At 34.9% G+C, this 12,738-nt stretch carries 17 protein-coding genes; 1 reads left to right on the forward strand and 16 read right to left on the reverse strand.

The window, feature by feature from the left end:
* Positions 1-158 precede the first annotated feature (158 nt).
* From SFT90_07430 to SFT90_07440, 3 genes are all read right to left on the reverse strand, one after another.
* Positions 159-677, reverse strand: a complete 519-nt coding sequence (locus tag SFT90_07430) for a carboxymuconolactone decarboxylase family protein (protein MDX1950309.1) — start codon at positions 675-677, stop codon at positions 159-161.
* A gap of 155 nt (positions 678-832) precedes the next feature.
* Positions 833-1,372 carry a peroxiredoxin gene (locus SFT90_07435; GenBank protein MDX1950310.1) on the reverse strand — a complete coding sequence of 180 codons (540 nt, stop codon included), beginning with the start codon at positions 1,370-1,372 and terminating at the stop codon, positions 833-835.
* Positions 1,373-1,488: 116 nt separating this feature from the next.
* Positions 1,489-1,617 carry a hypothetical protein gene (locus SFT90_07440; GenBank protein MDX1950311.1) on the reverse strand — a complete coding sequence of 43 codons (129 nt, stop codon included), beginning with the start codon at positions 1,615-1,617 and terminating at the stop codon, positions 1,489-1,491.
* 140 nt (positions 1,618-1,757) lie between these two features.
* Here SFT90_07440 and SFT90_07445 point away from each other — a divergent pair, with 140 nt between their 5' ends.
* The gene (locus SFT90_07445) at positions 1,758-2,711 is read left to right on the forward strand and encodes a LysR substrate-binding domain-containing protein (protein MDX1950312.1); all 954 of its coding nucleotides are present in this window, start codon (positions 1,758-1,760) and stop codon (positions 2,709-2,711) included.
* A gap of 154 nt (positions 2,712-2,865) precedes the next feature.
* Here the strand turns inward: SFT90_07445 and SFT90_07450 are convergent, their stop codons facing one another.
* The 13 genes from SFT90_07450 to atpH all read right to left on the reverse strand — a co-directional run.
* Positions 2,866-3,798 (reverse strand): hypothetical protein, encoded by a 933-nt coding sequence (locus tag SFT90_07450; protein MDX1950313.1) that lies wholly within the window; start codon positions 3,796-3,798, stop codon positions 2,866-2,868.
* Positions 3,799-3,810: 12 nt separating this feature from the next.
* Positions 3,811-4,539 (reverse strand): OmpA family protein, encoded by a 729-nt coding sequence (locus SFT90_07455; protein MDX1950314.1) that lies wholly within the window; start codon positions 4,537-4,539, stop codon positions 3,811-3,813.
* Between the two features lie 61 nt (positions 4,540-4,600).
* The gene (rimI, locus tag SFT90_07460) at positions 4,601-5,029 is read right to left on the reverse strand and encodes a ribosomal protein S18-alanine N-acetyltransferase (protein MDX1950315.1); all 429 of its coding nucleotides are present in this window, start codon (positions 5,027-5,029) and stop codon (positions 4,601-4,603) included.
* Between the two features lie 5 nt (positions 5,030-5,034).
* Positions 5,035-5,301 carry a type II toxin-antitoxin system YafQ family toxin gene (locus SFT90_07465; GenBank protein MDX1950316.1) on the reverse strand — a complete coding sequence of 89 codons (267 nt, stop codon included), beginning with the start codon at positions 5,299-5,301 and terminating at the stop codon, positions 5,035-5,037.
* Entirely contained in the window at positions 5,295-5,555 is a 261-nt protein-coding gene (locus tag SFT90_07470; GenBank protein ID MDX1950317.1) for a type II toxin-antitoxin system RelB/DinJ family antitoxin, read from the reverse strand. The genes SFT90_07465 and SFT90_07470 overlap by 7 nt, the downstream gene beginning before the upstream one ends.
* Positions 5,556-5,631: 76 nt before the next feature.
* Positions 5,632-6,339, reverse strand: a complete 708-nt coding sequence (locus tag SFT90_07475) for a hypothetical protein (protein ID MDX1950318.1) — start codon at positions 6,337-6,339, stop codon at positions 5,632-5,634.
* 37 nt (positions 6,340-6,376) lie between these two features.
* On the reverse strand, positions 6,377-7,225 hold the full coding sequence (locus SFT90_07480; protein ID MDX1950319.1) for a uracil-DNA glycosylase: 849 nt from the start codon (positions 7,223-7,225) through the stop codon (positions 6,377-6,379).
* Between the two features lie 173 nt (positions 7,226-7,398).
* A complete protein-coding gene (atpC, locus tag SFT90_07485; protein ID MDX1950320.1) occupies positions 7,399-7,785 on the reverse strand; it encodes an ATP synthase F1 subunit epsilon in 387 nt (128 codons plus the stop codon).
* Positions 7,786-7,859: 74 nt separating this feature from the next.
* Positions 7,860-9,287, reverse strand: a complete 1,428-nt coding sequence (atpD, locus tag SFT90_07490; GenBank protein ID MDX1950321.1) for a F0F1 ATP synthase subunit beta — start codon at positions 9,285-9,287, stop codon at positions 7,860-7,862.
* A 16-nt stretch (positions 9,288-9,303) separates the two neighbouring features.
* Positions 9,304-9,720: a hypothetical protein gene (locus SFT90_07495; GenBank protein ID MDX1950322.1), complete on the reverse strand. Its 417-nt coding sequence runs from the start codon at positions 9,718-9,720 to the stop codon at positions 9,304-9,306.
* 38 nt (positions 9,721-9,758) lie between these two features.
* Complete coding sequence (locus tag SFT90_07500) at positions 9,759-10,664, reverse strand: F0F1 ATP synthase subunit gamma (GenBank protein ID MDX1950323.1); 906 nt, start codon at positions 10,662-10,664, stop codon at positions 9,759-9,761.
* A 104-nt stretch (positions 10,665-10,768) separates the two neighbouring features.
* A complete protein-coding gene (atpA, locus tag SFT90_07505) occupies positions 10,769-12,301 on the reverse strand; it encodes a F0F1 ATP synthase subunit alpha (protein ID MDX1950324.1) in 1,533 nt (510 codons plus the stop codon).
* Positions 12,302-12,322: 21 nt separating this feature from the next.
* Positions 12,323-12,738, reverse strand: a 416-nt coding sequence (gene atpH / locus SFT90_07510) for an ATP synthase F1 subunit delta (protein ID MDX1950325.1), incomplete at its 5' end; no start/stop codon positions are given.

Consider the following 12,738-nt stretch of genomic DNA (forward strand, 5'->3'; position numbering starts at 1 on the left):
ATTTTCTTATGAGCGTAAGCGAATTAGAAAATCTTGGTGAGGGTTTATTTATATATACCCTCACCCCTACCCTCTCCCTGAAAGCTCAGGGAGAGGGAAAAAAATATTAAAGTTTTGTTTCTAAATTTTCCAAAGACCAAAGATTAACGACCAACTTATTACCCAATCTCAACCGCTTGTGCCGCTGCCGCAATTACAGCACCAATTTTAACCGCTGATTGAACCATCTGCTTTGTGGCTCCGTGATTTGCAGAAGATTTAGCGTGAGAATCCATACACATTCCGCAACCATTTATTGCCGAAACTGCAAGCGAATATAACTCAAAATCAAGTTTATCAATTCCGTGATTTGCAATACCTTGCATTCTTAGGCCAGCTGGCATTTTTTGGTATTCCTCATCAGAAACTAAATGCGTAAAACGATAATAAATATTATTCATCGCCATTAAACTTGCGGCAGTTTTTGCTGCATTAATTTGTTCAGCCGATAATTTTGTTTGTGCTTCCGCTAAAATATTTTCAATCACTGATTTATTTTTTACTGCATAAGCTGAAGCAAGAGCAATTCCATAAGCCTGCTGCTCACTCAAGCCAGTTGCACCAGACGAGATAACATTTCCAAGATTTACACGAATATCTTTTGCATAATCTTGTATTAAATTTTTTAGATTTTCCATTTTTTTTAGATTGAAGGTTAGAAGGTTAAAGGAACAGAAGGTTAGAAGGTTAAAGGAACAGAAGGTTAGAAGGATTGAAGGATTGAAGGTTAGTTTTTTAACTTTATACCTTCTTTCCTTCTCACCCTCTTTCCTTCATACCCAAAACCTTAATATTAAGCAGCCTTAAGTGGTGCATCTCCTTTTTTCCAGTTACAAGGGCATAGCTCATCTGATTGCAATGCATCAAGAACACGAAGCACTTCCGCAGGGTTTCTGCCAACTTTGCCATCAGTAACATATACAAAGCGAATGATTCCTTCAGGGTCAACAAGGAATGTCGCACGCTGAGAAAAACCACCTTGAGGGTCTAAAATCCCTAAAGAAGCACTTAATTCACGCTTGAAATCTGCAAGTAATGGGAAAGGCAGATTGTTCAAATCTTTGTGGTCTTTCCTCCAAGCTAAGTGAACGAATTCACTATCAACTGAGCCACCCAAAACTTGAGCATCTCTATCAGCAAATTCTTTAGTTAATTTGCCAAATTCAGCAATTTCAGTAGGGCAAACGAAAGTGAAATCTTTTGGATAAAAGAACACAACCAACCACTTGCCTTTGTAAGTATTATTATCAACATCAATGAAAGCCTTATCTAAATCATTAGAAACAGTCGCTTTAACTTTGAATTGTGGGAATTTTTGACCTATACCAAGCATTGTATCTCCTTTTTTTGGGGTTAATGTTAAGAACTTCAGAATTTCTGAACTATAGAACTCCAGATATTTCTGAAGTTCCGAAGTTCCTGGCTTCTGAAATTCTCTCAAAGAAGAATTTAATCCTTTATACCATACTTACAAGAACACTCTTCCAGAATTTTTTCAGGTGTAGCTTTTATGCTATCCTTATTTTCTTCCAGCTTTTCTAGAGTGCATTTTAATAAATAATTATCTATATCAGACATAAATCCTCCTTTTCGTTGTGAGCTGGTTTATTATTACCTATAAACTAGCCCCTTAACTCTATTATATAACGAATATTTACTTGAAGGTATAATCGATTGATGTTATAATATTGATAGATTTTATCTATCGTTAATCGTTAATGGTTTATCTTCTATCGATTAAAGCGGTTAACGATACACCATCAACGATTAACGAAATGAACCTTCGCGATCTAAAATATATTGTTACCACTGCTGAAACTGGAAATTTTAGCAAGGCTTCAGAGCTTTGCAATATAAGCCAGCCAACCCTTTCTATGCAGATTAAAAAGTTAGAAGATTACCTTGGTGTTGAAATTTTTGAGAGGCAGGGGAAGAATTTTCTTATTACAAAAGCAGGCGAGGAAATAATTTCAAAAGCAAAAGAGATTTTATTGTTAGAAAGTGAAATAAAAAATATTGCAAAATCATATAAACAAAATCAGATAAAAGAGCTTCACATTGGCGCTTTTCCAACGCTTGCAGCTTATTACTTCCCCAAAATTATTCCAAAAATAAATCAGGCTTTTCCGCAAATAAAATTATTTTTATATGAAGAAAAAACTGATTTTTTGATTGAGAAAATTGAAAATGGCAAGTTGGATTTTGCCTTTTTAGCACTCCCCATAAACTCAGAAAAAATTGGCTTCAAAACTTTATTTTTTGAAAAATTTTTAGTTGCAACTTCCAAGCAAAATAATTCGTTTAATAAGAGCAAAAAAAATAAATTTGTAAGCTTGGAAGATTTATCTTCGCAAAATTTACTCCTGCTTGAAGAAGGCCATTGCCTTAGAAAGCAAGCCTTAGAGGTTTGTGCAATAAATAATTTATCTGAAAATAATTCATTTCGTGCAACAAGTTTGGAAACGCTTAGACAAATGGTTGCGATAAATTTGGGCGTTACGCTTATTCCAGAAATCGCCAGAAAAAATGATGATAATATTTCATATTTTGAGCTTTCAAAAGAAGTCAAAGCCGGCAGAGAAATCGCCCTTTGCTATCGCAAAAACTCTATATTTGAAAAATTTGCAGAAAAGATGATTGGTATAAACTCAATGATAGATAATTATAGTTGATTTTTTCTATTTATTTCTCCCCCTGCTTGCGGGGGGAGATTAAGAGGGGGGCTAAACATAAAACTATACTCTATGTTGTCAAAAATGCCCCCACCCTAGCCCTCCCCCGTAAACGGGAGAGGGAACATAGAGTAAAATTTTTATATAAAAAAACTCAGACCAAATTAGAAATTTTATCCCAGTAAAGTTTTTGGATATTTGTTTCAAAAAATTCATTTACACATGCAAAACCTGCTGGGCAGGTTATATTTACCTCGGTTAAAAAACCGCCTATTGAATCTAAGCCGCAAATTAAAATATTATTTTCCTTACAAATCTTACCTAAAATTTTACAAAATTCTACCTCAGTTTCTGTAAGCGAACTTTTGAAATATTCTGCACCTTGCGTTGCAACTTGAATAACCCCTTCTGGAGCTATTCTATTATGACAACCAACAAACTCACCATCAAACAATAAAATTCTTTTATCACCTTTTTTAACTTCAGGAAGATAAATTTGTGCAATTAGTGGCTCTTTATATTTCTCAGTTAAAATATTAAAAATCGAGAGGTGATTTTCATCTTCTTTTTTAAGTTTAAAAACCCCCCTGCCCCCAAATTCATAAATTGGTTTGATAATTATATCTTGGTTTTCTTTCCAAAAATCTTTTATCTCCTCAATATTTGAAGTAATAATTGTTTTTGGCATAAAGGGCAGAAGCTCGGAACTAACCAATTTCTCCGGCATTGAGGCAATTGCCTTAGGGCTGTTGAAAATCAAGGCTTCACCTTCCTTATACTCCAATAATTTCATCGCAGTGTAATATCTGGAATCAAAAGGCGGATTAAGCCTGATTGTAACGATAGTTTTTTTATTGATTTCAATTTTGGTTTTTTCTTGAGAGGCTTGCAAATTACCAGACGCGTCAAGGCTAACCTTATTACAATTAGCAAATAATTTTACTTCAGGAAGATTTTCAAAAATTAAATCTTCTGGTGTAAAAGCATAAGTATCTAGCCTAGAAACAGATTCTTTAATCAGCAAGTTTGTATCCGCTTTGTTAGGATAACCAATAGGCTCAGTAAGAAAAAGGGAGATTTTATTCATTTAGTTATCAAACTAATTCATCGGCTCATAAATAGCACCCTCTGGGCCTTTATATTCAGGCTCAACAACACTATTTGTAGTTGAAGATTTTATTACATTACCAAATCTATCATAGATAATTGTCTCCTGAACTTTATCCATTTTTCTGCGATAAACTTCAACCTCTATATCAACGCGTCTATCTGCTTGTAAGCATTCAACTTGCTCAGCCGTGGAAACATTTGTAGGGCAGTTTGTAACTGGCCTATCTTCACCAAAATATCCAAAATTAACATTATCTTCTTTGAAATACCCTTGAGACTTGAAGTAATCTAGCGCATGCTGAGCTCTCTTCCTAGATAATTTGATATTGTAATCATTAGTATTATATCTATCAGCGTAACCAACTAAACGAACTTCTTTAACACCATCAGAGTTGTTAATTTCGCTTATAACTTGATTCATTCTGTTTCTGTCATCTTCATCAATATTGTGTTTATCAATTTTGAAATAAATAGATTGCCTGATTAAATCAACATAAGTGATGAGCTTTTCATTAACTAACATTCTGTTAGTATTGCAATTACCCGGTGAAACCCACCTTGCATACTCAACCTTTCCCGGTATTGTATTTGGGCTTTCACAATCATTACCACCAACAATTTCATAAGTGCCAGAGTTAACTTGGGTTTGAGCGTAAGAATTGCTAAAAAAAGAAATTGCAACTAACATTGCAAAAGTAAAAAAATATCTAAAAAACATATAGTTAATTGGGTTGAGCAAGTTTATTTCTCTAAGTTTAGTAAGGCTTTTCGTTAAAAAGTCAAATCATTTTGCTCATTAAAATTCCATCTTTTACAACGCCGTTAGTTTGGTAATAGTTTTCCCTAATTCCAACCTTAATAAAACCGAGCTTTCTGTATAAATTTATGGCGGGAACATTATCATCTCTAACTTCTAACTGGATTTCTTTAGAATTTGCTTTTTTAGAGTATTCCTCAAGCCTTGCCAAGAGCTTTTGGGCAATTCCCAATTTTCTAAAATCTGGGTGAACACCAAGATCAATAACCTCAGTTTCCCTACCTAAATTTCTAAAGATTAGGAAACCCGTTAAATTATCTCCATCTTCTTCAGTAAAAGTAGTATATTGATCAAGCGTAGAAAAATAGCTTGCCGCATAATTCTCATTTCTCTCTGGAAAGCAAGATAGATAAAGATTTGTTAGTTTTTTGAGATTAATATTAGAATGCATTGTAATTAAAATAAATCTGAGTGAGTTCCAATTCTAAACAAGTGAAGCTCTGTGGGTGTTAAATCATATACCAAAAGATAATCTGGCTCTATATGACACTCCCAAAACCCTTGATAATTTCCCTTTAGCTTGTGAGACCTATATTTAATTGGCAGTTCTTTTTCTGAACATAATAACTCTATAATTTCAGGAAGATTTTTTAATTTTTTACCTCTTTTTAGAGCTAATTTATAATCCTTTTTGAAATGATTATGCCTAACTATTTCTAGCACTCTAAATCCTTCATTAAATCATTTACTGATTTAAACCTCTTTATATTTTTACCTTTTTTGGCTTCTGAAATTACTTTTGAGGTTTTTTTATTTGGAATTTTTACTTCAAAAGGCAAACCCCTGTTAAGTGAAATTTGGTTAAAATATAATGAGATAGCTTCAGAAATAGAAATGCCTAATTTAAGAAGAATAGATTCAACTTTCTGCTTAACATCAGGTTGAATTCTAGCATGAATATTTGCAGATTTTGCCATAAATATATTATTATTGTGTTGCAAATAGTAACACAAAAGGAATTAAAAATCCACATATATTTAACTAATACAAAAACTAAGCCACATCAGGCCTTGCACCTTTGATAATTTTAACAGTGATAACTTTAACTACAAAAATTCCATCTGGACGAGGAAGCGGAATAATTTTAATATTTCTCATAGTTTGAGAATTATTTGTAGAAGAAACAATTGAGAAAGAATTTTCTCTCTTATTATCAATAGAATCCTTAACTTTTTCTAAATATTTTTCGTTAAAAAACTCTTTATTGAGAAGCTCTTTATAAGTTTTTGTTTCAACTTCGTCATCAGACATATATTCTTTAGCAAAATTTTCATTGAAGAAAATAATCTTGCCAGCCTTATTAACTAAAGCAAAACAGCTTGAGTAAGATTCAAGCGATTTTGAGAGAAATAAACTCATAAACTCAGTAGCAGTGAGGGATAATTTCAACTTCTTCACAATATATAATGAATAGGCAGTAACTATCACGAAAACAACAAGCATATATTGAATTACATTCAACACTTCAGATTTTTCCTGCATTGAAAGAATGACCATCGTGCTGAAATAAATCATCAGCGTAATGAAAAGAATTTGAGTGATGAAAAATATAGTTATCATCCAGTTTGGAACAAGTTCATGCCCCCTTTTATAGAAACTACCAGAGGTTTTGATAATTTCCTGCCAGTCTTTTCTATCAATAAATCTCTTAGGTAGGATTTGCTTTTCTTTTTGATTATTCAAATTTTCATTATTAGACATAAAAACCTTATTATTTTTTTGAAAGGATAGCTCAGTATTAAATGCTTTCCAAATGTTTTTTTATTTTTAAGAGGTCAAACCATACATTTTTTTTCTGACTAGGTTGTCTTAGCAAATATGAAGGATGAAAAATTGCAAAGCAATCTATCTTCTTTCTGTTATAGTTGTCATTATACTCCATAATTTGCCCTCTTAAAAGAGAAATTGATTCCTTGCTATTAACTACAGAATTAGTTGCAGTTGCACCCACTAGAACAATTACCTTAGGATTTATTAAAGCTATATGCTTTTCAACAAATGGCCTACAAATTGCGATTTCTTCAGGTGTTGGCTTACGATTACCGGGTGGACGCCAGAAAACTGAATTTGTGATATAAAAACTACTTTCTGGGTTTTCAGAATTTCTTGTAAAGCCCATATATTTTATCATTTCGTCTAACAATCTTCCAGAAACACCACAAAAGGGGCGGGCTTGGATATCTTCGTTTTCACCCGGTGCTTCACCGATAAACATAATTTTTGATTTGCGATTACCTTCGGCGAAAACGCAATTAGTAGCTGATTTTTTGATGGCAAGCCCATCAAAATTTTCTACTAATTCTTTTAATTCATCCAAATTTTTTGCTTTATCAGCTATACTTCTGGCTTTATCAATCAATTCTTGAGTGGATTTATTTGTAAAATTTTCTTCTTTTGAGAATGGTGCCTTTATTTTTTCCTCAGTTTTATTAGCTTTTTTAGGCATTTCATTTGGAGCTTGAGAGAGATTAATATTTTTGAGATTACTAGGCTTACTTTCAAAAAGAGGATTTTTATCACTAGAAAAAACCCAATCGACACCGAAATCCTTTTGAATTTCAAGTGTTTGCAAGTAGTTATTAAGCATAGGGTTTATAATATGATATCCTTCTTTACTACCAATTGTCACCCCGCACTTGTTGCGGGGTTAATAGTTGTAATTATTTCAAAACCTAAGTTTTGAGCCTGTTTTATGGTTAACCCCGCAATAAATGCGGGGTGACACTAAGATGGAAACTCCAAAACCCCAACCCTTAGAACCTATATAGCTTCTGAGAGAGAAGAATAGAGTTCAATTTCTTCTTCGGCAAGAAGTTTTTCTAAATCATTTTGAGCGTGTTTTAAGCGGATTTTTGCGTGTTCTAATTTATCTATTGCGAAATCTTTGCTTGTATTTTCTAGGTCAAAAGCCTCACTTGCAAGCACTGAACATTCAGCTTGGTTTACTTCGGCAAAGCCGCCAGCAACAAAAATTTTCCTAACTGAATTATTTTCCTCAACAATTCCGATAACGCCATTTTTTAGCGTTGAAATTAGCGGTGCGTGATCTGGTAGAACACCGAACTCACCAGCCTCACCCGGCATTGTAGCTTGGTTAATATCACCTTTGTAAATTAATTTTCCTGGTGTTGTGATTTCTAGTTTCATAATTCGATTCTTGGATACTTCGATTTCTCGATGATTCGAAGCATCTAAGCATCGAATCATCAAAACATCATTTTTTATGCTGCTTCCGCCGCTAGTTTCTTAGCTTTTGCAATGGCCTCATCAATATTACCAACCATATAGAAAGCTGATTCCGGCAGGTCATCATGCTTGCCTTCAATAATTTCTTTGAAGCCTTTGATAGTATCCGCAAGTGAAACTAATTTGCCCGGTGCACCAGTGAAAACTTCCGCAACATGGAAAGGTTGCGATAAAAAGCGCTGGATTTTTCTAGCACGAGCTACTGTTAGTTTATCTTCCTCAGAGAGTTCGTCCATACCAAGAATTGCGATAATATCTTGCAAATCTTTATATTTCTGAAGTATTCTCTGCACCTCACGCGCAACCATATAATGTTCTTCACCAATGATTTTCGGATCAACAATTCTAGAAGTTGAATCGAGCGGATCAACCGCAGGATAAATTCCAAGCTCCGCAATCTGACGCGATAAAACCGTTGTTGCATCTAAGTGAGAGAATGAAGTTGCCGGTGCAGGGTCAGTCAAATCGTCCGCAGGAACATAAATCGCCTGAACAGATGTAATTGAACCTTTATTTGTTGAGGTAATTCTTTCTTGCAAAGCACCCATTTCAGTTGAAAGAGTTGGCTGATAACCAACCGCTGAAGGGATACGGCCAAGAAGGGCAGAAACCTCAGAGCCCGCTTGCGTAAAACGGAAAACGTTATCCATAAAGAAAAGAACATCTTGCCCTTCTTGATCACGGAAATATTCTGCCATTGTTAAACCAGTTAGAGCAACTCTTGCACGCGCCCCTGGTGGTTCATTCATCTGGCCATAAACAAGGGCAGCTTTAGATTTTTTGTAATCATTAGGATCAATAACGCCAGATTCCATCATTTCGTGGTATAAATCATTACCTTCACGAGTTCTTTCACCAACGCCTGCGAATACTGAATATCCGCCGTGAGCTTTAGCAATATTGTTAATTAATTCCATAATAAGAACGGTTTTACCAACGCCTGCACCGCCGAATAAGCCAACTTTACCGCCCTTTGAATAAGGTGCTAGTAGGTCAATAACTTTGATACCAGTTACAAGAATTTCTGTTTCAGTTGATTGCTCAGCGAAACTCGGTGCTTTTTGGTGGATTGAAGCTGTTTGCGTTGCAGAACAAGCCCCTTTTCCATCAATGGTATTGCCCACAACATCAAAAATTCTACCCAAAGTTTCAGGGCCAACTGGAACTGAAATTGGCTTGCCTAAATCAATAACTTCAGCACCACGTACCAAACCATCAGTTGAATCCATCGCAATGCAACGCACTGAATTTTCACCCAAATGTTGGGCAACTTCCATCACGAGAGTTTTTCCATCATTTTGCGTTTCAAGTGCGTTCAAAATCTGTGGCAATTTGCCACTTTCAAATTGAACATCAACCACCGCTGATATTACTTGTGTTATTTTTCCTTTGTTTGCTGTCATTTTTACTCCTTCAAATTTATTTAATTTTACTTAATTGCTGCCTTATTGAAGCTATAACTTCATCTTCCCAGTTATTACTTGTAACATTTGTTTTTAATTTTGCCCTACTTTCAACTTCAATTTTATGAGAGGGAGCATTTTTTGGAGGAGAAATAAATACACCAACAACTTCACCATAACTGAACAAGCTCATTCCAGAACTTGCTAAGATTTGACCACTTTGCCTGTCTTCTTTTGAAATTGTTAAAACTTTTTCAATCTCAGCTGATTGGTCACCTGTAGTTTGCCTAACAGCTGCTAAAGATGAATTCCATACTTGATCATAAGTGTAACCATCTACTACAAATGATTTTCCAGTTCTCCCTGAACCCAAATCATTCATTGAAGTGCAAGATGACAACCCCAAAACAAAAAGTAATAATAGCTTTTTCATAAAATTTTGCTTTTTTTATTCTTATAAATAGCAATATCCTAAAGTGCCTCCGCCCCTGAAATAATCTCAATCAATTCTTTCGTAATATTAGCTTGGCGAGTGCGGTTATATTGCAAGCTTAATTTATTTATCATCTCACCTGCGTTTTTAGTGGCGTTATCCATAGCACTCATCCTTGCACCCTGCTCAGAAGCCGAGTTTTCAAGGAGTGATGTAAAAATTTGCACTGAAATATTTTTTGGTAAAAGCGTTTTTAGAATAGATTCTTCATCTGGTTCATACTCATAAACTGATTTAGAATTATCCTTGTTATTATCATTCGCTTCAACTTCAGAAGTTTCAAGCGGTATAAGAGTTTTTGGCGTAACTTGTTGGGTGATAGCATTAATAAATTTTGAGTATATAATTTCCGCAGAATCTATCTCACCTTTTTCAAATAAATCTATAACAATTTTGCCTATTTCATCAGCTTCACTAAATTCAACATATTTACCTTTCATAGCGTTGATTGAGAAGATTATATCTCTGCTGTAAATAGATTTTAATGCATCTTTAGCCTTTTTACCAATCGTTATAATTTTAACATTTTTGCCTTGCGATTTTAGCTTTTCAATTTTCGCTTTGCTTGCCTTGATTAGTGAGCCATTGAAGTTACCGCACAAACCTCTATCTGAGCTTGTAACAATCAACAAAATATTATTCGTAATTTGATTTTCATCTTTATCCAACCTGCCTTTTAGAAGCTCAGGCAATTCATTTGGCTGCATTGATGACGCAAGATTATTAATAATCTGCTGAATTTTTCTTGCATAAGGCCTTGTATCCTCAGCACGCTCCTGCATCTTGCGGAGTTTTGAGGCCGCAACCATTTTCATCGCTTTCGTAATCTTGCGAGTATTTTTAACTGAACCTATTCGGTTTTTTAATGACTTTAATGATGGCATTTTTTTTATTCGTTAATCGATTATCGTCTATCGTTCATCGCTAATCCTCCATCGCAGTCAGTCAACGACTAACGATAAACGATCAACGATTAACGATGAACGAACTACCCAGCAAAAACCTTAACAAAATCACCAATAACTTGGTGGAGGGTTTTATCTAAATCATCTGCAATTTTTTCTTCAGTGCGGATTCTATCCAGAATATTTTTGTGCTTAGAGTGAATATGAGCAAGCAATTCTCTCTCAAATCTTGTAACATCTTTAATATTCACTTTATCTAAATAGCCTTTAACACCTGCAAAAATAACTACAATTTGCTCCTCAACTTGAAGCGGTGAATATTGCGGTTGTTTTAGAAGTTCAGTTAGCCTTTGACCTCTCGCGATTAATTTTTGCGTTGTTGCATCTAAATCAGAACCAAATTGAGCAAAAGCTTCCATCTCACGGAATTGTGCGAGTTCTAATTTCGCAGTTCCAGCAACTTGTTTCATCGCTTTAATTTGTGCCGCCGAACCTACACGAGATACAGATAAACCAACATTCACCGCAGGGCGAACGCCTTTGAAGAATAATCCAGTCTCAAGGAATATCTGACCATCAGTAATTGAAATTACATTCGTTGGAATATATGCAGAAACATCGCCCGCTTGGGTTTCAATGATTGGAAGCGCAGTTAGTGAGCCAGCACCCATTTCATCACTCATCTTCGCAGCACGCTCAAGTAAACGAGAGTGGATATAGAATACATCACCCGGGTAAGCCTCACGCCCCGGTGGACGACGAAGCAATAATGACATCTGCCTGTAAGCCACGGCCTGCTTAGATAAATCATCATATACGATAAGTGCGTGCATACCATTATCACGGAAATATTCACCCATTGCACAACCAGTATAAGCCGCCAAGAATTGCAGTGGAGCTGGATCAGAAGCTGTTGCCGCCACGATAATTGAATATTCTAAAGCACCTTCTTCTTGAAGTTTTTTAACAATTTGTGCCACCGTTGAACGCTTTTGACCAATACAAACATAGATGCAATATAATTTCTTCTTCTCATCACCAGTTGCATTGATTGGCTTTTGGTTTAGAATTGTATCAATCGCGATTGCAGTTTTACCAGTTTGCCTATCACCAATGATAAGCTCACGCTGACCACGACCAATTGGAATTAAACCATCAATAGATTTAATACCAGTTTGAACTGGCTCGTGAACTGATTTACGAGCGATAATACCTGGGGCTTTTCTTTCAACTCTATATCTTTCTTTAGTATTGATTGGCCCTTTGCCGTCAATAGGGTTTCCAAGTGCATCAACCACGCGGCCGAGCAATTCCTTTCCAACTGGAACATCAACAATTTTGCCAGTTCTTTTAACTGAATCGCCTTCTTTAATATCTCTATCATCACCGAAAATAACTATACCAACTGAGTTTTCCTCAAGGTTTAGAGCCATTCCTAAGATGCCATTTGAGAACTCTACAAGCTCACCAGCTTTCACTTGATCGAGCCCGTGAACAATTGCTACACCATCACCAATTTTGATAACTTGCCCAATCTCTTTTACTTCTGCCTCCTTAGAAAAATTAACGATATTCTGCTTAATTATTGAAGAAATTTCCGCTGCTTTTATAGCCATAACACCTCTTAATTATAAAAATTAATTACTTAAAACTTTTTTCAACTTATTCAATTTTTCACTAACTGAATCATCAATTAAAGTTGAGCCGATTTGAATTTTTAAACCGCCTAAAATAGATCTATCAACAATATTTTCTGCAATAATATTTTTATTCAATTTTTGCGAGAGAATATTAGTAATATTGCCTAAAGATTTTTCATCAAGTTTTTTTGTGCTTGTAATAATAGCCTTAGATTTTCCTGATGATTTATTAATCAAATTTTCAAACTGAATAGTGATTTCCTTAAGTAAACCGCCCCTTCTACTTGCAACTACAAGCGATATAAAATCAGCAATATTTTTTGAAATATTTAAGTTTGTGCAAACTTCTAAAATTGTTTTTGCCACTAATTTTTTTGAGATGGCTTGATTAGAGATAAAATCAGATAATTCGC

Source organism: Rickettsiales bacterium (assembly GCA_033762595.1).
GTDB lineage: Bacteria > Pseudomonadota > Alphaproteobacteria > Rickettsiales > UBA8987 > JANPLD01.

Coding starts and splice junctions, on each gene's coding strand:
- SFT90_07430 (MDX1950309.1), bottom strand. CDS start 677: ATGGAAAATCTAAAAAATTTAATACAAGATTATGCAAAAGATATTCGT.
- SFT90_07435 (MDX1950310.1), bottom strand. CDS start 1,372: ATGCTTGGTATAGGTCAAAAATTCCCACAATTCAAAGTTAAAGCGACT.
- SFT90_07440 (MDX1950311.1), bottom strand. CDS start 1,617: ATGTCTGATATAGATAATTATTTATTAAAATGCACTCTAGAAAAGCTG.
- SFT90_07445 (MDX1950312.1), top strand. CDS start 1,758: ATGGTTTATCTTCTATCGATTAAAGCGGTTAACGATACACCATCAACG.
- SFT90_07450 (MDX1950313.1), bottom strand. CDS start 3,798: ATGAATAAAATCTCCCTTTTTCTTACTGAGCCTATTGGTTATCCTAAC.
- SFT90_07455 (MDX1950314.1), bottom strand. CDS start 4,539: ATGTTTTTTAGATATTTTTTTACTTTTGCAATGTTAGTTGCAATTTCT.
- rimI (MDX1950315.1), bottom strand. CDS start 5,029: ATGCATTCTAATATTAATCTCAAAAAACTAACAAATCTTTATCTATCT.
- SFT90_07470 (MDX1950317.1), bottom strand. CDS start 5,555: ATGGCAAAATCTGCAAATATTCATGCTAGAATTCAACCTGATGTTAAG.
- SFT90_07475 (MDX1950318.1), bottom strand. CDS start 6,339: ATGTCTAATAATGAAAATTTGAATAATCAAAAAGAAAAGCAAATCCTA.
- SFT90_07480 (MDX1950319.1), bottom strand. CDS start 7,225: ATGCTTAATAACTACTTGCAAACACTTGAAATTCAAAAGGATTTCGGT.
- atpC (MDX1950320.1), bottom strand. CDS start 7,785: ATGAAACTAGAAATCACAACACCAGGAAAATTAATTTACAAAGGTGAT.
- atpD (MDX1950321.1), bottom strand. CDS start 9,287: ATGACAGCAAACAAAGGAAAAATAACACAAGTAATATCAGCGGTGGTT.
- SFT90_07495 (MDX1950322.1), bottom strand. CDS start 9,720: ATGAAAAAGCTATTATTACTTTTTGTTTTGGGGTTGTCATCTTGCACT.
- SFT90_07500 (MDX1950323.1), bottom strand. CDS start 10,664: ATGCCATCATTAAAGTCATTAAAAAACCGAATAGGTTCAGTTAAAAAT.
- atpA (MDX1950324.1), bottom strand. CDS start 12,301: ATGGCTATAAAAGCAGCGGAAATTTCTTCAATAATTAAGCAGAATATC.